General features: G+C 74.6%; 19 protein-coding genes and 1 other RNA gene. 11 read left to right on the top strand and 9 right to left on the bottom strand.

Annotation, left to right across the window (positions count from 1 at the left end; translation table 11 throughout):
* Nucleotides 1-77: 77 nt before the first annotated feature.
* Both FGW37_RS09575 and FGW37_RS09580 read right to left on the bottom strand, forming a co-directional pair.
* Nucleotides 78-1,376 (bottom strand): multidrug effflux MFS transporter, encoded by a 1,299-nt coding sequence (locus FGW37_RS09575; protein WP_179080684.1) that lies wholly within the window; start codon nt 1,374-1,376, stop codon nt 78-80.
* Between the two features lie 142 nt (nt 1,377-1,518).
* Nucleotides 1,519-2,997 carry an alkaline phosphatase D family protein gene (locus FGW37_RS09580; protein WP_179080685.1) on the bottom strand — a complete coding sequence of 493 codons (1,479 nt, stop codon included), beginning with the start codon at nt 2,995-2,997 and terminating at the stop codon, nt 1,519-1,521.
* A gap of 156 nt (nt 2,998-3,153) precedes the next feature.
* Between FGW37_RS09580 and FGW37_RS09585 the strand changes: the two genes are divergently transcribed.
* Together FGW37_RS09585 and FGW37_RS09590 are read left to right on the top strand one after the other, a co-directional pair.
* A complete protein-coding gene (locus tag FGW37_RS09585) occupies nt 3,154-3,765 on the top strand; it encodes a hypothetical protein (RefSeq protein ID WP_179080686.1) in 612 nt (203 codons plus the stop codon).
* Nucleotides 3,766-3,822: 57 nt separating this feature from the next.
* The gene (locus tag FGW37_RS09590; RefSeq protein ID WP_246430330.1) at nt 3,823-4,008 is read left to right on the top strand and encodes a hypothetical protein; all 186 of its coding nucleotides are present in this window, start codon (nt 3,823-3,825) and stop codon (nt 4,006-4,008) included.
* 174 nt (nt 4,009-4,182) lie between these two features.
* On the opposite strand, the gene eda is transcribed toward FGW37_RS09590, so the two are convergent.
* Together eda and yaaA are read right to left on the bottom strand one after the other, a co-directional pair.
* On the bottom strand, nt 4,183-4,824 hold the full coding sequence (gene eda, locus FGW37_RS09595; protein ID WP_179080687.1) for a bifunctional 4-hydroxy-2-oxoglutarate aldolase/2-dehydro-3-deoxy-phosphogluconate aldolase: 642 nt from the start codon (nt 4,822-4,824) through the stop codon (nt 4,183-4,185).
* Nucleotides 4,825-4,890: 66 nt separating this feature from the next.
* Nucleotides 4,891-5,697, bottom strand: coding sequence for a peroxide stress protein YaaA (yaaA, locus tag FGW37_RS09600; RefSeq protein ID WP_179084603.1), 807 nt, complete (start codon nt 5,695-5,697; stop codon nt 4,891-4,893).
* A 125-nt stretch (nt 5,698-5,822) separates the two neighbouring features.
* On the opposite strand from yaaA, the gene FGW37_RS09605 reads away from it, so the two are divergent.
* Both FGW37_RS09605 and rnpB read left to right on the top strand, forming a co-directional pair.
* Nucleotides 5,823-7,286: an RNB domain-containing ribonuclease gene (locus FGW37_RS09605; protein WP_179080688.1), complete on the top strand. Its 1,464-nt coding sequence runs from the start codon at nt 5,823-5,825 to the stop codon at nt 7,284-7,286.
* Nucleotides 7,287-7,369: 83 nt separating this feature from the next.
* Nucleotides 7,370-7,772: RNase P RNA component class A (gene rnpB / locus FGW37_RS09610), an RNA gene on the top strand.
* 69 nt (nt 7,773-7,841) lie between these two features.
* Here the strand turns inward: rnpB and FGW37_RS09615 are convergent.
* Nucleotides 7,842-8,447, bottom strand: coding sequence for a response regulator transcription factor (locus tag FGW37_RS09615; protein WP_179080689.1), 606 nt, complete (start codon nt 8,445-8,447; stop codon nt 7,842-7,844).
* Nucleotides 8,444-9,598 carry a sensor histidine kinase gene (locus tag FGW37_RS09620; RefSeq protein WP_179080690.1) on the bottom strand — a complete coding sequence of 385 codons (1,155 nt, stop codon included), beginning with the start codon at nt 9,596-9,598 and terminating at the stop codon, nt 8,444-8,446. The genes FGW37_RS09615 and FGW37_RS09620 overlap by 4 nt, the downstream gene beginning before the upstream one ends.
* A 135-nt stretch (nt 9,599-9,733) precedes the next feature.
* On the opposite strand from FGW37_RS09620, the gene FGW37_RS09625 reads away from it, so the two are divergent.
* From FGW37_RS09625 to FGW37_RS09635, 3 genes are all read left to right on the top strand, one after another.
* Entirely contained in the window at nt 9,734-10,597 is an 864-nt protein-coding gene (locus FGW37_RS09625) for a MaoC/PaaZ C-terminal domain-containing protein (protein ID WP_179080691.1), read from the top strand.
* 140 nt (nt 10,598-10,737) lie between these two features.
* Complete coding sequence (locus FGW37_RS09630) at nt 10,738-11,814, top strand: alcohol dehydrogenase catalytic domain-containing protein (protein ID WP_179080692.1); 1,077 nt, start codon at nt 10,738-10,740, stop codon at nt 11,812-11,814.
* 13 nt (nt 11,815-11,827) lie between these two features.
* Entirely contained in the window at nt 11,828-12,769 is a 942-nt protein-coding gene (locus tag FGW37_RS09635; protein WP_425506497.1) for a 3-oxoacyl-ACP reductase, read from the top strand.
* A gap of 94 nt (nt 12,770-12,863) precedes the next feature.
* Here FGW37_RS09635 and FGW37_RS09640 read toward each other — a convergent pair whose 3' ends face one another.
* Entirely contained in the window at nt 12,864-13,019 is a 156-nt protein-coding gene (locus FGW37_RS09640) for a hypothetical protein (RefSeq protein ID WP_168094376.1), read from the bottom strand.
* Nucleotides 13,020-13,241: 222 nt separating this feature from the next.
* A complete protein-coding gene (locus FGW37_RS33965) occupies nt 13,242-15,770 on the bottom strand; it encodes a hypothetical protein (protein WP_343067078.1) in 2,529 nt (842 codons plus the stop codon).
* Nucleotides 15,771-16,080: 310 nt separating this feature from the next.
* On the opposite strand from FGW37_RS33965, the gene FGW37_RS09650 reads away from it, so the two are divergent.
* The 4 genes from FGW37_RS09650 to FGW37_RS09665 all read left to right on the top strand — a co-directional run bounded on the left by FGW37_RS09650 (nt 16,081) and on the right by FGW37_RS09665 (nt 19,997).
* Entirely contained in the window at nt 16,081-17,115 is a 1,035-nt protein-coding gene (locus tag FGW37_RS09650; RefSeq protein ID WP_179080694.1) for an ABC transporter substrate-binding protein, read from the top strand.
* Nucleotides 17,116-17,213: 98 nt separating this feature from the next.
* On the top strand, nt 17,214-18,053 hold the full coding sequence (locus FGW37_RS09655) for a Nif3-like dinuclear metal center hexameric protein (protein WP_179080695.1): 840 nt from the start codon (nt 17,214-17,216) through the stop codon (nt 18,051-18,053).
* 13 nt (nt 18,054-18,066) lie between these two features.
* Nucleotides 18,067-18,810, top strand: a complete 744-nt coding sequence (locus FGW37_RS33970) for a zinc ribbon domain-containing protein (RefSeq protein WP_179084604.1) — start codon at nt 18,067-18,069, stop codon at nt 18,808-18,810.
* Nucleotides 18,811-18,815: 5 nt separating this feature from the next.
* Nucleotides 18,816-19,997 (top strand): bifunctional RNase H/acid phosphatase, encoded by a 1,182-nt coding sequence (locus FGW37_RS09665; protein WP_179080696.1) that lies wholly within the window; start codon nt 18,816-18,818, stop codon nt 19,995-19,997.
* Nucleotides 19,998-20,158: 161 nt separating this feature from the next.
* Here FGW37_RS09665 and FGW37_RS33255 read toward each other — a convergent pair whose 3' ends face one another.
* Nucleotides 20,159-20,599, bottom strand: coding sequence for a hypothetical protein (locus FGW37_RS33255; RefSeq protein ID WP_246430332.1), 441 nt, complete (start codon nt 20,597-20,599; stop codon nt 20,159-20,161).
* Nucleotides 20,600-20,648 lie beyond the last annotated feature (49 nt).

Consider the following 20,648-nt stretch of genomic DNA (forward strand, 5'->3'; position numbering starts at 1 on the left):
CTCGTGGCGGAAACATCGAGGCCGTCGCCGTGGCGAAGGACCGCGACGTACGTGATCGGCGGTACCGGGCCGGAGGCTCAGGCGCGGCGTTGCCATGGGCGGCACAGGACCAGGAAGCACGTCGCCGATGCGAGGGCGCACACCAGTTGCACTACCGCCATCGGCACCGCCGTGCCCTCCCCCGCGATGCCCACGAGCGGCGAGGCCAGCGCGCCCAGCAGGAACGTGGACGTACCCAGCAGAGCCGAGGCGGAGCCCGCGGCGTCGCGGGAGCGCATCAGGGCCTGGGCGTTGGTGTTGGGCATCGCCAGGCCCATCGCGGACATCAGGACGAACAGCCCGCCCGCGATCGGCGCGAGGCCCGTCTTCCCGAAGACGCCGGAGGCCATCAGCAGCAGGGCCGCGGCGGCCAGGGCGATCACCACGAGGCCGACGGCGAGGGCCTTGTCGAGGCTCACGCGGCCGACCAGCAGCTTGCCGTTGATCTGGCCGACCAGCACGAGGCCGATCGAGTTGAGGCCGAAGAGCAGGCTGAAGGTCTGCGGGGAGGCCCCGTAGATGTCCTGGACGACGAAGGGCGACGCCGAGATGTAGGCGAAGAGCGCGGCGAAGGCGAAGCCGCCCGCGAGCATGTAGCCGGTGAAGACCCGGTCGGAGAGGAGGGCGCCCATCGCCCGCAGGGCCGCGCCGAGGCCGCCGGCCTGGCGCCGCTCCGGCGGCAGGGTCTCGTGCAGGAAGCGCCACACGGCGAGGGTGAGCAGCAGGCCGACGGCGGTGAGGACGACGAAGACGCCCCGCCAGTCGGTCAGGCGCAGGATCTGGCCGCCGATGAGCGGTGCGACGACGGGGGCCACGCCGGAGATCAGCATGAGCGTGGAGAAGAAGCGGGCCATGGCCACGCCGTCGTAGAGGTCGCGCACGACCGCCCGGGCGATGACGATGCCGGCGGCACCGGCGAGGCCCTGCACGAGGCGGAAGCCGATCAGCAGCCCGGCGTCCGGGGCGAGGGCGCAGGCGGCGGTGGCCACGACGTAGACGGCCATGCCGGCGAGGAGGGGGCGGCGGCGCCCCCACTTGTCGCTCATGGGACCGACGACGAGCTGGCCGAGCGCCATGCCCAGGAGGCACGCGGTGAGGGTGAGCTGGACGGTCGCGGCGGGGCTGTGGAGCGCGCCGGTGACCTCCGGCAGGGCCGGGAGGTACATGTCCATGGAGAGCGGCGGCAGCGCGGTCAGGCCGCCGAGGACGAGGGTGACGATGAGGCCCGTGGCGCGGGCGGCACGGGCCCCGGCTATGCCGGGGCCCGCGGAGTGGCCTTCGGCGGGCCGGGCGGGCTGCTGCTCCTGCTCGGCCGTGTCCTGGCCGGGGTCCGTCATGCGTCGCGCTCCGTGCTCCGTGCTCATGGTGGTCGTCTGTTCAACCATGGTGTCATGACCGCGACCGCTACTTGGGTCTTACACGTTATTCGGGGGGCGGGTGTGACGGGATGCACTGACCCCGGAAGGCGTCACCGGGCCGTCACGCCTCCCGGAGCCCCGGAGTACCCGCCTCCGAGACGAACGACGCGGCGGTCGAGACCGGCGCGCCCGGCGTGGTGACCCCGGACACCGTCCGGAAGTCGCCCCGCACGCGCTCGGGGTCGAGCGAGAGGACGACGTACCCGCGCCGCGCGTCGTAGTACTTCAGGTGCGGGTTCGCCTCGCGCGCCGTCTCCCAGTCCTCGGGGCGCTCCTGCCCGTCGAAGCCGCTGGAGACGGAGGTGCCCAGGAACTCCACGCCGAGCGTGGCGGAGTCCGGGTCGTCGAAGTCCTTCTTCACCTCGTACGCGCAGTGGGTGTGGTCGTCGCCGGTGAGGACCAGGAGGTTCCGGACGCCCGCCCGCTCGGCGCCGGCCAGGACGCGGGCGCGCGAGGCCGGATAGCCGTCCCAGGTGTCCATGCTGACCCGGGAGGACTCGTCGGGCGTCTCCTTGCGCTGGGAGAAGCACACCTGCTGGGCGACGACGTTCCAGGTGGCGGTGGAGGCGCGGAAGCCGTCGAGGAGCCAGCGCTCCTGCTCGTCGCCGGTGATCGTGCGGGCCGGGTCCTGCGACTCGGGGCCGGGGGTGTGCCAGCCGTCCCCGTAGGCCTGGTCGGAGCGGTACTGGCGGGTGTCGAGGAGGTCGAACTGCGCGAGGCGGCCGTACGCGAAGCGCCGGTAGAGGCGCAGGTCCGGCCCGGCGGGCCGCTGGGGACTGCGCAGCGGCATGTTCTCCCAGTAGGCGCGGTACGCGGCGGCGCGGCGGGCGCGGAAGCGGTCGACGGGGTCGTTGTGCTGGGAGACGTCGCCCGCGTAGTTGTTCTCGACCTCGTGGTCGTCCCAGGTGACGTACCAGGGGTGGGCGGCGTGCGCGGCCTGGAGCTCGGTGTCGGTCTTATAGAGGGCGTACCGCTGGCGGTAGTCCTCCAGAGTGTGCGTCCAGTGGTTGTAGAACTCCGGCAGCGGCTCGGTGTAGTTCCGGGCGCCCGCGCGGGCGTCGATGGCGTTCTCGTAGATGTAGTCGCCTACGAAGAACACCGCGTCGAGGTCCTCGCGCGCGAGGTGGCCGAGGGCGGTGTAGTAGCCCTCGTCGTACTGCTGGCACGAGATCAGGCCGAAGCGGGCGGCGGCGACGGAGGCGTCGGCCCGGGGCGCGGTGCGGGTGCGGCCCACCGGGCTGATCCAGCGCTCGGCGCGGAAGCGGTACCAGTAGGCGCGGCCGGGTTCGAGGCCGCAGAGGTCCAGGTGCACGGTGTGGCCGTCGGCGGCCGGGGCGTCGGCCGTGCCGCTCCGCACGACGCGGCGGAAGGCGTCGTCCTCGGAGAGCTCCCACTGGACGGCGATGCCGCCCTCGGCGGGCAGGCCGTTGCCCGGCTCGTGGGGCCGGGGGGCGAGCCGGGTCCACAGCACGACGGAGTCCGGCAGCGGGTCGCCGGAGGCCACTCCGAGGGTGAAGGGGTTTTCGGAGAGGGGGGTCATGCCGTTCAGATTGCGCGCGCCCGGGGCGGCTGTGAAGAGTCGCGTCACGGCCTTCCCCGGCAGTTCCGCCCCGCCTGCTCCGTACCCGCCCGAACGACTCGTTCCAGGTGTACCGTCCCAGGAGGCGAGGCCGGACACCACGGGGGAGGTGGCGCGGTGAGCCACGACGGAGAACCTCCACAACCGCAACCGCAACCGCCCGAGAACCGCTTCTGGTCCCACGTGTGGAAGTACTGGGTGACCGCCGGCCTGGCCGTGGTGCTGGCGGCGATCCTCCCGGTGCTGTTCAAGGCGGGCCCCTTCGAGGCGGACGAGGCGGGCGGGCGCGACCCGACGACCGCTCCCCCACCGGCGACGAGCCCGCCGGCCCCGGCGAGCTCGCCTCCGGGAACGCCGTCCCCGCCGGCCACGCCCTCCCACACCGCCCGCTCGCCGTCTTCGCCCGCGGTGTCCGCACGCGTCGTCAGCGTCCTCACCCAGGGCGCGGTCACCCCGACGGTCACCAAGGTCAAGGTGAACGTGACCTTCACCGGCCTCAAGGGCAGGACGGGCTCCATCAGGTGGCACACCTACAACGACGTCACCAAGCAGAGCATGAGCGGCGACAGCGTGATCGGCTCCCCGGTCCTGGCCTGGGACAGCACGGACTGGCACCCGACGTTCCTCGTCCCGACACCGTCGGTGCGCTGGCAGCTGCAGGTCACGGCATACGGCCCGGACGGCAGGCAACTGGCCACGAACCACTCCAACTTCACGTTCGGCTCGTAGCGGCACTCGACCGCCGCGGCAACGGCACCGGCCCGGGCGCAAGCCCTGGACTCCACGGTGCGGGACCGATCCCGGTGGTTCGCCCGCTACCAGCTGATGTTCGGCTGCGCGGGCCTGCTCCACGCCGCCGTGATCACGCCGGGGACCATCTGGTTCCGGGGCGACCTCGCGTGGTGGATACCCGGCGCCGCCGTCGTCGCCCTGCCCGGGCTGATCGGCGCTTGGCGGGAGGCGCAGCGGTGACGGCGAGCCATCCGCGCCACGGCCTGGACGAGGTGATCCACGCGCCCGTGAGGTTCTCCATCACGGCGACCCTGGCCGCCGCCGACAAGGCCGAGTTCGCGTTCGTGCGCGACACCGTCGAAGTGAGCGACTCGGTGGGGCGGGGGCGGGCAGCCGGGCGGCCCGTCAGGCAAGTCAGGCAGGGCCGGGGGTCAGGCGGGCCGCTCGGCGGGCCAGTTGTGTCACCCGGGGCCAGTCGCGGCGGGCGAGGGCGGCCGGGGGGAGCATCCAGGAGCCGCCGACGCAGGGGACGTTCGGCAGGGCCAGGTAGGCCGGGGCCGTGCCGGGGCCGATGCCGCCGGTGGGGCAGAAGCGGGCGCCGGGGAGCGGGGAGGCCAGGGACCGGAGGTAGGGCGCGCCGCCCGCGGCCTGGGCGGGGAAGAACTTCATGTCGCTCACCCCGCGCTCCAGCAGGGCCATGACCTCCGAGACGGTCGAGACGCCCGGCAGGAACGGCAGTCCCGTCTCCCGCAGGGCCTCCAGCAGCGGGTCCGTCCAGCCCGGGCTGACCAGGAAGCGGGCCCCGGCGCGGACCGCCGCGTCCGCCGCGGCCGGGGAGAGGACGGTCCCCGCGCCCACGACCGCCTCCGGGACCTCCGCGGCGACGGCCCGTATCGCATCGAGCGCCGCGTCCGTCCGCAGCGTCACCTCGATCGCCGGCAGCCCGCCCGCGACGAGCGCGCGGGCGAGGGGCACGGCGTCGGACGCGTCGGGGAGGACGGCGACGGGCAGGACGGGGGCGAGGCCGAGGACGGAGGCGGGCGCGGCGGCGGTCACGGGGCCATCCTGCGCGGCGCCGCCACTTAATGCAACGAGCGTTGCACTATGTGCAACAGGGGGGCCTCAGAGCTCGGTCACCACCACGTCGAGCGCCCACGGCTTGCCGCCCTTCGCGGGCGCCCCGCCCTCCACCGCGTACCCGAGGCCGCGCAGCGCCTCCGCGAGCTCCGCCGGCCTGTCCGGCTCCGCGCCCGCCGTCAGCAGGTCCCGGACCAGCCGGCCCTTGGTGGCCTTGTTGAAGTGGCTCACGACGGACCGCTTCTCGACCCCGTCCACGAGCTTCGACTGCAGCACCCGGACGGTCGCCGTCCGCTCCGCGAGCGCGCCCTTGGGCTTCCACGCGGCGGCGTACGCGGCCGACCTGAGGTCGAGCACCATCCCGTCGCCCGCCTCCTGCGGCAGATGGTCGTCCATGAGGCCGCGCCAGTACGTACCCAAGGCGCCCGGACCCGGCAGCTTGACGCCCATCGAGCAGCGGTACGACGGGATCGCGTCACCGACGCGGACCGCGCCCCACAGCCCCGAGAAGACCAGCAGCGAGCGCTCCGCCCGCTCCCGCGCCGCCGCGTCCAGGGAGGCCAGGCCGAGTGCGTCGTAGAGGACGCCGGTGTAGACCTCGCCCGCCGGGCGGGTGCCCGCCGTGCGCAGCGCCGCGTTCTTCGCGATCTCGCCCCGCAGCCCCGGGGACAGGCCGAGCACCTCCGCGGCCTTGTCCTCGTCGCCCGCGCAGAGCTCCACCAGCTCCGCCAGCACGGTCTCGCGCGCCCCGGCCAGCCCCGGCAGCGACAGCGCACCGACCTCCAGCGCGGCCCCGGCGCCGGAACCGACGGCGGCGGCCTTCCCCTCGGACGGCGGCAACAGCACGAGCACGGTGTCTTCTCCCATCGGTTCGGATGCGGGCGCGGACGGCGGAGCCGGACGGGCGCCCCGACGAGCCTAACGCCGCACGCCACGCTCACCGTGCCCCGCGCCCGCACCGGAAATACGCTCGTCCCATGCCTCGCCGCAAGATGCACGTGACCGACGCGGACGGCAGCCCCCTGCGGGCGGCGCTGCGCCGGCTGCGCGAGGACACCGGGGTGACCGAGCAGTTTCCCGCCGACGCCCTCGCGGAGGCCGAGCAGGCCGCGCGCCGGCCCCGCCTCCCGGCGTACGACGCCGGCGAGCTGCCGCTCTTCACCATCGACCCGCCCGGCTCGATGGACCTCGACCAGGCGATGTACCTGGAGCGGCGCGACGGCGGAGGCTTCCGCGTGCACTACGCGATCGCCGACGTCGCCGCCTTCGTCAGCCCCGGCCAGGCCCTGGACGCCGAGGCGCACCGCCGCGTCATGACCCTCTACTACCCCGACGGGCGCGTCCCCCTCCACCCCGCCGTCCTCGGCGAGGGCGCGGCCAGCCTGCTCCCCGACCACAGCCGGCCCGCCCTGCTGTGGCGCTTCGACCTCGACGCGGACGGCCGCGTCGAGGGGACGGACCTGCGGCGCGCGCTCGTCCGCAGCCGGGCCCGGCTCGACTACGCGGCCGTCCAGGCCGCCGTGGACTCCGGCAGGGCCGAGGAGCCGCTGGCCCTGCTGCGCGAGATCGGGATGCGGCGCGAAGCCCTGGAGCGCGCCCGGGGCGGCATCTCCCTCAACGTCCCCGAGCAGGAGATCGTGCGCCGCGGCGGCCACTACGCGCTCGCCTACCGCACACCCCTGCCGGCGGACGGCTGGAACGCCCAGATATCCCTGATGACCGGCATGGCCGCGGCCGAGCTGATGCTGCGCGCGGGCACCGGCATCCTGCGCACCCTGCCCGCCGCGCCCGAGCGGGCGGTCGACCGGCTGCGGCGCGTGGCGCGCGCCCTCGGCGTCACCTGGCCGGACGACATGCCGTACGCGGTCGTCATCCGCGCGCTCGACCCTTCCCACACCCAGCACGCGGCCTTCCTCCAGGAGTGCACGGCGCTGCTGCGCGGCGCGGGCTACACCGTCTTCGACCGCGAACGCCCCACGGAACTCCCGCTGCCGGCGGATCCCGGCCACGCCGCCCTCGCCGCCCCGTACGCGCACTGCACCGCTCCCCTGCGCCGCCTGGTCGACCGTTACACCGGCGAACTGTGCCTCGCCGCAGCCGCGGGTACCGACCCGCCCGAGTGGGTGCGCGCCGCGCTGGACGCCCTGCCGGGCGAGATGGAGGCCGGGGCGCGGCGCGCGGGCCTGGTGGAGCGGGAGTGCGTGGACCTGGTCGAGGCGGCGCTGCTGCGCGACCGGATCGGCCAGGTCTTCGACGCCTACGTGGTGGACGTCCGGGCGGACCGCCCGACCGCGGGCACGGTCCACCTCTACGAGCCGGCGGTGATCGGCCACATCGAAGGCGACGGCGACGGCCCGCCCCTGCCCCTGGGGCACCGCATGCGGGTCCGCGTGATCGAGGCGGACCCGGGCCGCGACAAGGTGTGGTTCGCCCCGGCCTAGCCGGGAGCGGCGGCGGGCGGGCACCGGGTTCTCCCGGGGCGATCGTGACAGCCCCCGCCAGGTAGCATGGTCGGCACGGCGGACGAGCCGGCCGGGCGGCCGCGTGGGGTCTTCGGATCCCCCGAGGAACGTCCGGGCTCCATACGGCAGGGTGGTGGGTAACGCCCACCCGGGGTGACCCGCGGGACAGTGCCACAGAAAACAGACCGCCGGGGGCCGCAAGGCTTCCGGTAAGGGTGAAACGGTGGTGTAAGAGACCACCAGCGCCTGAGGTGACTCAGGCGGCTAGGTAAACCCCACCCGGAGCAAGGTCAAGAGGGGCCGCCTTCGCGGCGGCCCTGCGCGGACGATCGAGGGCTGCCCGCCCGAGTCCGCGGGTAGACCGCACGAGCCTGCCGGCAACGGCAGGCCTAGATGGATGGCCGCTACCCCGGGCCCCGCAAGGGACCCGGGAGACAGAACCCGGCGTACAGGCCGACTCGTCCGCCGCCTGTCTTGTACGAGCCCCTGCGGCCCGCCGATGCGCGGGTCGCAGGGGCTCTCGTGCTCAGCCGGTCACAGCCACCCGTTCTGCCGGGCCGCGCGGACGGCCTCCATGCGGTTGCGGGTGCGGGTCTTGCCGATGGCCGCCGACAGGTAGTTGCGGACCGTCGCGGGCGACAGGTGGACCTTCGCCGCGATGTCGGCCACCGTCGCCCCGTCGACCGCGGCCGCGAGGACGTCGCGCTCGCGCTGGGTCAGGGGGTTGGGGCCGGCGCTGAGGGCGGCGGCGGCCAGGGCCGGGTCGATGACGCGCTCCCCGGCCAGGACGCGCCGGATCGCCGCGGCCAGTTCCTCCACCGGGCCGTCCTTGACGAGGAAGCCGGACGCTCCGGCCTCCATCGCGCGGCGCAGGTAGCCGGGCCGGCCGAAGGTGGTGAGGATCAGCACCTGGCAGCCGGGCATCCGGGCGCGCAGGTCGGCGGCGGCGTCCAGGCCGCTGCGGCCGGGCAGTTCGATGTCGAGGAGCGCGACGTCGGGCTCGGTCTCCAGGGCCTTGGGGACGATCTCGTCGCCGTCGCCGACCTGGGCGACGATCTCTATGTCCTCCTCCAGCCCGAGCAGCAGCGCGAGCGCGCCCCGCATCATTTTCTGGTCCTCGGCGAGGAGCAGTCTGATCATGAGCGGTGGTCCTCCTCGGACTCCGGGTCCACGGGCAGTTCGGCCACGAGCCGGAAGCCCTTGCGCCCGTCCGGGCCGGCGGTCAGGTGGCCGCCCGCGGCGGCCATGCGCTCCGTCAGGCCCTTCAGGCCCGTCCCCGGCACGGTCCGCTCCGAGCCTACGCCGCGCCCGTTGTCGGTGATCTCCAGGCGTACCTGGTCGGTCTCGCCGCGCACTTCGACCGTGCAGCGGCGCGCGCCGCTGTGCCGGACGACGTTGGTGACGCCCTCGCGGACGACCCAGCCCAGCAGGGCCGCGGTCTGCGGCGGCAGCGGGGGGCCGGACTGGCGCAGGTCGGCGGTGATGCCGGAGGCCTCCAGGAGGGAGCGGGCGCGGTCGAGTTCGGTGGTGAGGGTGCCCTCGCGGTAGCCGGTGACGGCCTCGCGGATCTCGGTGAGGGCCTGCCGGCCCACCGCCTCGATGTCGGCCGCCTGCCCGACGGCGGCGTCCAGGTCGCGCGGGGCGAGCCGGCGCACGGCCTCGGCCTTGACGACGATGACGGACATGGTGTGCCCGAGGAGGTCGTGCAGGTCGCGCGAGAACCGCAGCCGTTCCCGCTCGACGGCGCTGCGGGCCAGCTCCTCGCGGGTGGCGCGCAGTTGGGCGACCGTCTCGAAGAGGCTGAGGATCGCGGCGGTGACGAAGCCCGAGAGCAGCGTCCCGTAGGCGACGGTCAGCGACTCCGACGGGCCGCCGCGCAGGCTCGCGATCACCCCGGCCGAGCCGGCCAGGGTGAAGACCAGGATGCCCAGCCGGCGCCCGCTCTCGGTCAGCCCGCGCCGCAGCACGATGCCGGAGGCCAGCGACAGCAGCGGGAAGCACAGCAGCCAGTCGCCGCCGTAGCCGAGGGTCAGCGCGTAGGTGACGGCGGCCAGTCCGGCGAGCGAGAGGCGCGGGACGCGGGTCGTCTTGTACCGCACGTCGAGGCCGGTGAAGACCGTGAGGGTGTACAGCGCGGCGAAGGCCAGCACGCCCGGCCCGCCCAGCCAGGGCAGCGGCACCTCTCCCTGAAACAGGTCCTGGACGTCCCCGGTGAGCATGAAGAGCCAGGGAAGGAAGGCGAATCTCCCCGGTGGTTTGTGCCGTTCGGTCCCGGCCGTGCTGTCGGTCATGGCTCCGACCCTAAGGAACCCGCCGCTGAGCTGGGCAGATGCAAGTGTGGGCGGCCACCCGTGACATTTGTCCCGGACCCGGCTATACAGGGGGTTCCATCGGATCGGCTAGAACGCGTTCTAGGAAGGTTCCCGATGCCCATCGACGTACGCCGGGCCGTCGCCGCCGCCCCGCGCAGCACCTCCCTGACCTGGGATCACAAGGACGTCCTGCTCTACCACCTCGGCATCGGCGCGGGCACCCCGGCCACGGACCCGGACGAGCTCCGGTACACCCTGGAGAGCCGCCTCCACGTCCTCCCGAGCTTCGCCACCGTCGCCGGCGGAGGCGTCGCGCAGGCCGGCGGCCTCTCCGCCCCCGGCATCGACATCGACCTCGCCGCGGTGCTGCACGGCGGCCAGTCCCTCGACGTGCACCGCCCGCTTCCGGTCCGCGGCACCGCCACCCTCACCTCCCGCGTCGCCGCCGTCCACGACAAGGGCAAGGCGGCCGTCATCGTGCTGCGCTCGGAGGCGGCGGACGCCGACGGGCCGCTGTGGACGGGCGAGAGCGAGATCTTCGTCAAGGGCGAGGGCGGCTTCGGTGGCGAACGCGGCGCCTCCACCCGCCTGGAGGCGCCCGTCCGCGCCCCCGACGCCACCGTGGAGCGGCCCGTCCGCGAGGACCAGGCGCTCCTCTACCGCCTCTCCGGCGACTGGAACCCCCTGCACGCCGACCCCGAGTTCGCCGAGCTCGCGGGCTACGACCGGCCGATCCTGCACGGCCTGTGCTCGTACGGCATCGCCCTCAAGGCCGTCGTCGACACCGCCCTCGCCGGGGACGTCACCCGCGTCCGCGCGTACCGCACCCGCTTCGCCGGCGTCGTCTACCCCGGCGAGACGCTGCGCGTGCGGATGTGGCGGGAGACCCCGGCGCCCGGCCGGATCCAGGTCGCCGTCAGCGCCGTGGAGCGCGACGACGCACCCGTCCTCGCGGACACGGTCGTCACCCACGGGTGAGCACGGGTGAGCAGGGGGCGCACCCGGACGTGCCCGCCCGCCCGCGGAAGCCTTTTCCACGCCACCCGCACAGGCCCCTCCCCCGCCGTTCTTCCCCCGCCGTTTCTTCCCCCGCCGTTCCCACGTCAGAGGAGTCCGTCATGCGCGCAGCCGTACAGCACGAGACGGGACGGCCCCGGCTCGAAGTCCGCGACGACGTCGAGGCGGTGGGCTTCGGCCCCGGCAAGGTCCGGCTGCGCATGCGGGCCACCGGGCTGTGCCACTCCGACCTCTCCGCCATGAGCGGGGTGCTGCCCCAGCTGGTGCCCTTCGTCCCCGGGCACGAGGGCGCCGGCGAAGTCGTCGAGGTCGGCGAGGGCGTGACCGGGCTGCAGCCCGGCGACCGCGTCCTGGTCTGCTGGCTGCCGCCCTGCGGCGGCTGTCCCGCCTGCAAGCGCGGCCAGAGCCAGCTGTGCCTGGCGAGCCTCATGGAGGCCGGCACCCCCAACTTCCGCCTGGGCGGCTCCGACCTCTTCGGCTTCGCCGGCACCGGCACCTTCGCCGAGGAGGCCGTCGTCGGCGCCGGCTGCGCCGTGCCCATCCCCGACGACCTGCCCTACGACATCGCCGCCCTCATCGGCTGCGGCGTCACCACCGGCCTCGGCGCCGCCCTCAACACCGCCGACGTCAGCGCCGGTTCCTCGGTCGCCGTCATCGGGTGCGGAGGCGTCGGGATCTGCGCGATCCAGGGCGCGCGGGCCGCGGGCGCGGCGCAGATCGTCGCCGTCGACCCGGTCGCCTCCCGGCGCGAGGCCGCGCTGCGCTTCGGCGCGACCGAGGCCGTGGCGCCCGACGGGCTCGCCGACGCCCGGGCACGCGTCACCGGCGGCGAGGGCTTCGACTACGCCTTCGAGGTCGTCGGCACCTCCGCCACCGCCCGGGCCGCGTACGACGCGACGCGGCGCGGCGGGACGCTCTGCATCGTCGGGGCCGGGGCCATGGACGACCTCTTCCAGATCAACATGTTCGAGCTGTTCTTCGACGAGAAGAAGATCCTGCCGTCCCTCTACGGCGGCGGGGACATCCTGCGCTCGTACGAACGGGCCGTCGCCCTGTGGCGGGCCGGCCGCATCGACCTCGCGGGCCTGATCACCCACCGGGTCCCGCTGTCCGGCGTCAACGACGCCCTGGAACAGATGCGGACGGGCGAGGCGCTGCGCACGTGCATCGAGATCTGAGGGGGTGACGGGCATGGTGTCCCTGCGCGGCAGGACCGCGATCGTCACCGGCGCGGGGCGCGGCCTCGGCCGGGCGGAGGCCCTGGAACTGGCCCGGCTCGGCGCGCACGTCGTCGTCAACGACTACGGGCAGCCCGGCGCGGACGGCTCCGGCGAGGCGTCGGCCGCGCCCGCCGAGGCCGTCGCCGCCGAGATCCGGGCGGCCGGCGGCCGCGCCACCGCCCACGTCGGCGACGTGGCCGACTTCGAGACGGCCCGCGACCTCGTCCGGCTCGCCGCCGACGCCGGCAACGGCTCGCTCGACGTCCTCGTCAACAACGCGGGCATCCTGCGCGACCGGATGGTCTTCTCCATGGCCGAGGACGAGTGGGACGCGGTCATCCGCGTCCACCTCAAGGGCCACTTCAACACCGTGCGCTTCGCGGCCGCGCACTGGCGGGAACGGGCGAAGGCCTCCGGGCGGCCGGTGTACGGACGGATCGTCAACACCTCCTCCGAGGCGTTCCTCATCGGCTCACCCGGCCAGCCCAACTACGCGGCGGCCAAGGGCGGCGTCGTCGGCCTCACCACCTCCACGGCGGAGGCCCTGCGCAAGTACGGGGTCACGGTGAACGCCATCTGCCCGCGGGCCCGCACCCGGATGACCGAGCAGATCTTCGCCGGGGTCGGCACGCCCGCGGACGGCGGGCCCGATCCGCTGGCCCCCGAGCACGTCGCCCCCCTCGTCGGCTACCTCGCCGCGCCCGCCGCGGCCGGGGTGACCGGGCAGGTGCTCCTCGTACACGGCGGCATGGTCGCCGTCATGGAGCGGCCGAAGGTCACGGCGCAGTTCGGCACGGCCGGGAAGGTCTTCACCGCCGAGGAGCTGGACGGGCTCCTCACCCCGCACTTCGCCGGGCGCCCGCCCGGGGAGACGTTCGCCGCGCCGGAGGTGTGGCAGCTCGGGCCCGGCTGAGAACCGGCTGAGAAAACGCCTCGGGCGCCGGGAGTCTCCGCTGAGCGGGACCACCCGGCGCCCGAGGGCTGACCGGAATCGTCGGCGACGCCGGTCAGTGGCCTTCCGGCGTACGGCGGTGCTTGCCGTGGGCGGGGGAGCTGTTGTCGTCGGGGGAAGCCGGACCACGGTGCCTGCCGGAGCCGGCGGCTGCGGCCTGGGACGCCTCAAGGGGGCGCGCCTCGGTCGTGTCGGTTCGGGCGTCGGGCATGGGGAAAGTCACTCCGTCGGATGGGGATGCGTGCTTTGCGCGTAGGGGGCTGCCACGGCAGTGGCGCGCGGTGTCGGCGGACGCCGACACGTCCTCCGCGCACGGCCGTCCGGCTCACGACGGTGACCGTCACCGTCCGGCACAGCTGCGCAACCCCCGCCCGGATTCTAACGGGACCTTGATCGCCCGGGCCACCCGGCCGGGCCGCGAGTCGGCGGCCGCTCAGGGCCGGGACTCCCTTCCCAGCGGTGCCTGCTGCAGGGGCACGGGCCTGGACGGCGCACCCCCGGAAGCCGCCACGGACCAGGCGCCCGGCATGCCGGCCCCCGGAAGTCCGGTGGGAGGCACGGCGGTCCACACGGACGCGGGCGACTCGCCTCGCTCCGCCTGCGGCGGCGGGCAGGGCGGGGGCCCTTCGTGGGGACGCTCCAGGAGAGGTGGCGACTCCGGCGGGGACGCCTGCGGCGGGCAAGGCACCTGATGCAGCAACGACTGCTGCGGCCGCGCCGCGGGGGCCGGCTGCGCCTGCGGGGGCGGGACTTCCTGCAGCAGCGGCACCTGCACGCGGGCCGGCGGCGGGCCGGGGGTCGGCAATTCTTGCAGCAACGGCTGCGGCTGACGCGACGCGACCGAGCCCGGCTGCTCCGCCGGGCGGGCCACCTCGTGCAGGGACGACGGCTCCGGCCCGGTGGACCGTACTTCCTGCAGCAACCCCTGCGGTGCGGACGGCATGACGGGGGCGGGCTGCCCCGCCGCGCGGGGCACCTCGTGCAGCAACGGCACCTGCACCTGCACCTGCGGCCCACCCGCAGCCCCGGGCTCCGGCACCCGCCGGACCGGCTCCGGCGCCGCAGGGACAGACGGCTCCGCAGCACGGGGCGTCTCGTGCAGTGACGGCGCCTGCACCTGCGACCCAGCCGCGAAACCGGACTCCGCAGCCGACCGGACCGGTTGCGGCCCGGCAGGCCGTACTTCCTGCAGCAGCGGCGTCTGCGGCGACGCCGCGCGGGGCACTTCGTGCAGGAGCGGCTGCGCTACCCGCTGCGACGCTGCGGAGGGCTCCCGCTCCGGCACCGACCGCGGCGCTTCCTGGAGCAACGGCGCCTGCACCTGCGGCCCGCCCGCAAACCCGGACTCCGCAGCCGACCGGACCGGCTCCGCTGCGCGGGACGACTCATGCAGCAACGGCACCTGCACCTGCGGCCCACCCGCAGCCCCGGGCTCCGGTACCCGCCGGACCGGCCGCGGCACGGAGGCCCGTACTTCCTGCAGCAACGGCTGTGACTGGTGCGGCGCAACGGGAGCCGGCGGCTCCGCCGGGCGGGAGGGTTCCCGCAGCAGCGGCTGCGGCTGCGGCTGCTCCGGTGCCGGGCGCGGCGCTTCCTGGAGCAGCGGCACCGGCCCCGTCGCGGGGGCGGGCTCCGGTGCCGGGCGCGGCACCCCCTGCAGCAACGGCTGTTGTGGCCGCTGCGGCCCGGCGGGGGTCTGCTCCGGCGCCGGGCGCGGTACTTGCAGCAGCGGCTGCTGTGTCCGCTGCTGCACGGGCGCGGGGGCGGGCGCCGCAGGCGGAGGCGGCGGCGGCGTCTGTGGCTGCTGGTCGCCCGTCGGGGCGGACCCGGTCCGGAGCTGGGGGCCGGACGGGGGCATGTGCGGTGGCAGGGGCTGCTGCACTTGCTCCAGAGGAGGCCTCGGTGCCTGACCCGGCGCGGTGCGCGGCCCGCCGGGGGCCGCGTCCCGCGCCGCACCGCGCCCGCCGGTATCCCGGGTCTCCCCCCGCTCCCCTTCCGGCAGCCGCAGCCGTGCCAGGCCGCAGCGGACGTACGGTGTGACGAACGGCAGCCGCAGTTCGCCGCCGCTGGTCCACAGGCCGGCTCCGACCAGCCACCCGGCGGGTGCCGGGAATTGCTGGAGCTGCTTCCCCGCGGGACGCCACACGCCGACCCAGCTGCCGGTGGCGCCCTCGACCCGGAAGGCCACCGCGCACCCTTCGGGCGTGAGCTCCTGCCCGGGCTGGGCGGCGAAGGGGGTGAGCGCGGCGCCCGCGGGCCGCAGGCACTCCGGGAAGCGCACGGGGCGGGCGGAGCCGAGCACGCCCCACCCGAGCCGGTCCTGGCCGGGGGCGTCGGACCGTACGAGCAGCAGGCCGCTGTACGGGTCGGCGAGCAGCAGCCGGTCGTTGCTCTCCTCGGTGATCTGCAGCAGGGGGCTGGTCTCGCCGCCGCGCTCCAGGTCCACGACGACGGTCTTGGTGCGGCCGTCCAGCTCGCGGTCGAGGGCCAGCAGCCGGCCCGCGCGGTCGAGCCAGGCGCCGCCGGCGCAGCGGCCCGGCACCTCGACGACCCGCTCGGGCCCGAAGGAGCCGCCGTGCAGCCGCCACAGCGCGGTGGTCCGCTCGGCGTGCACGAGCCCGTAGGCGACGGAGCCGCCCGGCGCGGGGGGCAGCAGGGTCAGCCGGGCGCACTCGACGGCGCCGACGGCCAGCTCCCCGGTGCCGGGGCCGGTGGGGTAGAGCAGCGAGAGGGTGTGCCGCTCGGCGACGCGGCGGCGGATGAGGACCCGCCCGTCGGCGAGCGGCTGCACTTCGCTGTCGGGCTCCTCGGGCTGGCTGCCGGGCAGCGGCACGGCGTAGGGCTCGGGCCCGTCGAGCGTCCAGCGCTCGGGGAACCAGCCGCCCGTGCCGCCGTCGAGGGCCAGCCGGGCGGCGTACGAGCCGTTCGCCGTGACCGTGAACGCCGCGCGTCTCATGTCCATCGAGCCACTCCGCGGGGTGCTCTGTGGAGTGCTCTGGGGGGCACAGACCGTCATGAGAAACGTCACCTCCGGCACTGAACGTAGTTATCGCACTTCCAGCCGAACAATGAGAGTCGGCCCGCTTCACGCGTAAGGGTGGCCCTTGTCCGATTCGCCTGGTGAACAAGAAGAGGGTGTGCTTGCACGGCCCGGCGGTTCACGTAAGGTAAGGCGCGCCTAAGTTGCCGTGGGGGGTGGCTGAACAGGCGCTCTTGACCACCACCCCCGCCGGCTCGTAAGGGCCGGGCGGACGCGACCCCTGGAGTACGTGATGTCCCTTCGCCGCCGCGGCCCCGCAGCCGTTGCCCTGTCCGTAGCCGCCGCGCTCACCCTCGCTGCCTGCGGCTCGTCGGACGACAAGAACGATGCCGGCAAGGACGCCGGGAACGGCTCGAAGTCCGTGGCGCAGGGCGGCAAGGACTACGGCAAGGCCGCCGAGGAGACCGCCAAGCTCGGCACGGACGCCAAGGCGGGCCAGTTCCCGCGCACCATCACGCACGCGCTCGGCAAGACCGAGCTCAAGGAGCGCCCGAAGCGCGTCGTCGTCCTCGACGTCGGCGAGCTCGACAACGTGGTCTCGCTCGGCGTCCAGCCGGTCGGCTGGGCCCCCAGCGAGGGCAGCCAGGAGATACCGGAGTACCTGAAGAAGGACGTCGGCGAGCCCAAGAGCGTCGGCACCATCAACAACCTCGACCTCGAGGCGATCAACGAGCTCAAGCCCGACCTGATCCTGGGCAGCAAGCTGCGCGCGGAGAAGAACTACAAGGACCTCGCCAAGATCGCCCCGACCGTCTTCTCCATCCGCCCCGGCTTCACGTGGAAGGAGAACTACCTCCTCAACGCGGCCGCCCTGGACAAGACTGACGACGCCAAGAAGCAGATCGCGGACTACGAGGCCAAGGCCAAGAAGCTCGGCGAGGACCTGGGCGACAAGAAGCCGACCATCAGCATGGTCCGCTACCTGCCGCAGTTCACCCGCCTGTACGCCCAGCAGTCGTTCATCGGCACCATCCTCAAGGACGCCGGCCTGCCGCGCCCGAAGAACCAGCAGGCCGACAAGCTCGCCGTGGAGATCTCCCCGGAGCAGATCGACCAGGCCGACGCCGACTGGATCTTCACCGGCGTCTACGGCGCCCCGGACAAGACCAAGCGCGACGCCGCCGAGGGCAACCCGCTGTGGAAGAGCCTGAAGGCGGTCAAGGAGGACCGGGCCAAGGACGTCAAGGACGAGACCTGGTACCTGGGCCTGGGCGTCACGGCCGCCAACAGCGTCCTCGACGACCTCCGCGGCTTCCTCGTGAAGTAACCGGGCACCCCGGGCCGGCACCCCGGCCCGGAACCCCCGGCATGGCCATGCGCTGAGCGATGGCCGCGCGGGCACGGCGGACAGGTAGCCTTTCCTCCGTGCCCGCACTGTCTGAAGTCATCGCCGCCCTCGACGCCCTCTGGCCCCCCGAGCGGGCCGAGCAGTGGGATGCCGTCGGCACGGTCTGCGGCGACCCCGGCGCCCCGGTCACCCGGGTCCTGTTCGCGGTCGACCCCGTCCAGGAGGTCGTCGAGGAGGCCGTGGAGCTCGGTGCCGGCCTCCTGGTCACGCACCACCCGCTCTACCTGCGCGGGACGACCACCGTCGCGGCCTCGACCTTCAAGGGCCGGGCCGTGCACACCCTGATCAAGAACGACATCGCCCTGCACGTCGCGCACACCAACGCCGACCGCGCCGACCCCGGCGTCTCCGACGCCCTCGCCGGCGCGCTGGGCCTGCGCGTCACCGGCCCGCTCGTGCCCGACCCGGACGACCCCGCGGGCCGCCGCGGCCTCGGCCGCGTCTGCGAGCTCGACCCGCCCATGGATCTGGCCGCCTTCGCCGAGCACGCCGCCAAGCGGCTGCCCGCCACGGCCCAGGGCATCCGCGTCGCCGGCGACCCCGCGCGCACCATCAGCACCGTCGCGGTCTGCGGCGGCTCCGGCGACTCCCTCTTCGACGCGGTGCGGGCCGCCGGCGTGGACGCCTACGTCACCGCCGACCTGCGCCACCACCCCGCGTCCGAAGCCCAGCACCACAGCCCGCTGGCGCTGGTCGACGCGGCGCACTGGGCCACCGAGTGGCCCTGGGCCGAGCAGGCGGCCGCCCAGCTGGACGAGATCTCCGACCGGCACGGCTGGGGCCTGCGCACCCACGTCTCGAAGATCGTCACCGACCCCTGGACCGCCCACGCGGCGTCCACCGCTTACAACCACTAACAGGAGCCCCCAACTGAACGCCGCGCCCGCCGACCAGATCCGCCTCCTCGACCTCCAGGCGCTGGACACCCGCCTCGGTCAGCTCGCCCACAAGCGCACGACCCTGCCCGAGCACGCCGAGATCGCCTCCCTCGAGGCCGACCTCACCCAGCACCGCGACCTCCTCGTCGCCGCGCAGACCGAGGAAAGCGACACCGCCCGCGAGCAGACCAAGGCCGAGCAGGACGTCGACCAGGTCCGCCAGCGTGCCGCCCGTGACCAGCAGCGCCTGGACACCGGCATCGGCATGTCCGCCAAGGACCTGGAGAACCTGCAGCGCGAGGTGGCCTCGCTCGCCAAGCGCCAGGGCGACCTGGAGGACGTCGTCCTGGAGGTCATGGAGCGCCGCGAGTCCGCGCAGGAGCGGGTCACCGAGCTGACCGGCCGCGTCGCGTCCGTCCAGGCCAAGGTCAACGACGCCGTCGCGCGCCGCGACGCGGCCGTCGCCGAGATCGACGCCGAGGCGGCCTCGGTCACCAAGGAGCGCGAGATCGTCGCCGGCTCCGTCCCGGCCGACCTGCTCAAGCTCTACGACCGGCTGCGGGAGAAGCAGGGCGGCATCGGTGCGGCGCGCCTGAACCAGCGCCGCTGCGAGGGCTGCCGCCTGGAGCTGGACATCACCGAGCTCAACGAGGTCCGCGCCGCCGCGCCGGACCAGGTCGTCCGCTGCGAGAACTGCAGCCGCATCCTGGTCCGCACCTCCGAGTCCGGCCTGTAAGCCCCGTGGCCCCTCGCTTCATCGTCGAGGCGGACGGCGGTTCCCGGGGCAACCCGGGGCCCGCCGGCTACGGCGCCGTCGTGCTGGACGCGGCGACCGGCGAGGCGCTCGCCGAGGCCGCCGAGTACATCGGCACGGCCACGAACAACGTCGCCGAGTACCGGGGGCTCATCGCCGGCCTGGAGGCCGCGAAGGCCCTCGACCCCGGCGCCGGGGTCCTGGTCCGGATGGACTCCAAGCTCGTCGTGGAGCAGATGTCGGGCCGCTGGAAGATCAAGCACCCGGACATGCGGCCGCTCGCCGCCCGGGCGCGCGCGCTCTTCCCCGCGGGGCAGGTCGCGTACGAGTGGATCCCGCGCGAGCGGAACAAGCACGCGGACCGGCTCGCCAACGAGGCCATGGACGCGGGCAAGGCGGGCCGGCAGTGGGAGGCGGGCGCCTCCGCGGCCGCACTCGCGGAGCGTACGGCCGTGCGCGCGGCCCCGCGTCCGGCGGAGCCCGTGGCGGAGCCGCTGGAAGAGCCCAAGGCCGCTCCCGTCGGCTGGGCCGCCCCCGCCGACCTCGGGGCGCCGACCACCTTCGTGCTGCTGCGGCACGGCGAGACGGCCCTCACTCCGCAGAAGCGATTCTCCGGTAGTGGCGGCAGCGACCCCGAGCTCTCGCCCGTCGGCCTCCGCCAGGCCGAGCACACGGCCGCGGCGCTCGCCGCGCGCGGCACGATCCAGGCGATCGTCTCCTCGCCCATGCGGCGCTGCCGCGAGACCGCGGCCGCCGCGGCCGCGCGCCTGGGCCTGGAGGTGCGCGTCGAGGAGGGCCTGCGCGAGGCCGACTTCGGGGCCTGGGAGGGACTGACGTTCGGGGAGGTCCGCGAGCGCCACCCCGCCGACCTCGACGCCTGGCTCGCCTCCTCCAAGGCCGCCCCGACCGGCGGCGGCGAGAGCTTCGCGGCGGTCGCCCGCCGCATGGCGGTCACGCGCGACAAGCTCCTCGCCCGCTACGCCGGCCGCACGGTGCTGCTGGTCACCCACGTGACGCCGGTCAAGACCCTCGTCCGGCTGGCCCTCGGGGCCCCGCCGGAATCCCTGTTCCGCATGGAGCTGTCGGCGGCGTCGCTGTCGGCGGTGGCGTACTACGCGGACGGCAACGCGTCGCTGCGGCTGCTGAACGACACGGCGCACCTGCGGTAGGCGGCGCAGCGACGGCTCGGCACAACCGCGCCCCTTACAGGGCGCGGGGAGCTGCGCCCTGTAAGGGGCGCGGGGAACTGCGCGACCAGCCACGGACGGCCCGCAGCCGAAGAACGCACCCGGCGGAGCACCCCCGCGGCGCGCCGCACTGAGCGCACCGCTCACTCGCCGGCCCGCAGGGCCATCGCCTCCTCCAGCGCGGCAACCGCCGCAAGCCGTTGCCGCTCCCGCTCCTCGATGTCCTGGGCACTCTCACCCGTGGCCGCCACCCGCGGGCACCGCGGGCACTGCCACCGGTCGGGGGCGCCGAGCGGCGGCGGGGTCATGGCCACCTTGCAGTGGGGGCAGTTCACGGTCACTCCTTCGACATGGCCGCAGGACGCGCAGACCCACACGGGGCCTTCCGCGTCCTGCTGCCTCCACGCGGTCCTCAGGCACTGCGCGCATCCGGTCGTGACGATCCCGGCCCGGCTCATGACAGGCGGCTCCGGGGTGGTGTCCGCGTACTCGATGATCCGTGCCCTGACCCGGTCGTCCGTGGTGTTGGCCATCCGGAGCAGGTGTGCGACGCGTGAGCGTGCTTCGTCAACGAAATCGTTCATGGCGGCAGCAGGCTATGGCGCCGGGGGCCGTGCCCGGGGCCTGCAGCGC

It is taken from the genome of Streptomyces rectiverticillatus, from assembly GCF_013394065.1.
Lineage (GTDB): Bacteria > Actinomycetota > Actinomycetes > Streptomycetales > Streptomycetaceae > Streptomyces > Streptomyces rectiverticillatus.

Coding starts and splice junctions, on each gene's coding strand:
- FGW37_RS09575 (WP_179080684.1), bottom strand. CDS start 1,376: ATGACGGACCCCGGCCAGGACACGGCCGAGCAGGAGCAGCAGCCCGCC.
- FGW37_RS09580 (WP_179080685.1), bottom strand. CDS start 2,997: ATGACCCCCCTCTCCGAAAACCCCTTCACCCTCGGAGTGGCCTCCGGC.
- FGW37_RS09605 (WP_179080688.1), top strand. CDS start 5,823: ATGCCTCGCCGCAAGATGCACGTGACCGACGCGGACGGCAGCCCCCTG.
- FGW37_RS09615 (WP_179080689.1), bottom strand. CDS start 8,447: ATGATCAGACTGCTCCTCGCCGAGGACCAGAAAATGATGCGGGGCGCG.
- FGW37_RS09620 (WP_179080690.1), bottom strand. CDS start 9,598: ATGACCGACAGCACGGCCGGGACCGAACGGCACAAACCACCGGGGAGA.
- FGW37_RS09625 (WP_179080691.1), top strand. CDS start 9,734: ATGCCCATCGACGTACGCCGGGCCGTCGCCGCCGCCCCGCGCAGCACC.
- FGW37_RS09630 (WP_179080692.1), top strand. CDS start 10,738: ATGCGCGCAGCCGTACAGCACGAGACGGGACGGCCCCGGCTCGAAGTC.
- FGW37_RS09635 (WP_425506497.1), top strand. CDS start 11,828: ATGGTGTCCCTGCGCGGCAGGACCGCGATCGTCACCGGCGCGGGGCGC.
- FGW37_RS09640 (WP_168094376.1), bottom strand. CDS start 13,019: ATGCCCGACGCCCGAACCGACACGACCGAGGCGCGCCCCCTTGAGGCG.
- FGW37_RS33965 (WP_343067078.1), bottom strand. CDS start 15,770: ATGGACATGAGACGCGCGGCGTTCACGGTCACGGCGAACGGCTCGTAC.
- FGW37_RS09650 (WP_179080694.1), top strand. CDS start 16,081: ATGTCCCTTCGCCGCCGCGGCCCCGCAGCCGTTGCCCTGTCCGTAGCC.
- FGW37_RS33255 (WP_246430332.1), bottom strand. CDS start 20,599: ATGAACGATTTCGTTGACGAAGCACGCTCACGCGTCGCACACCTGCTC.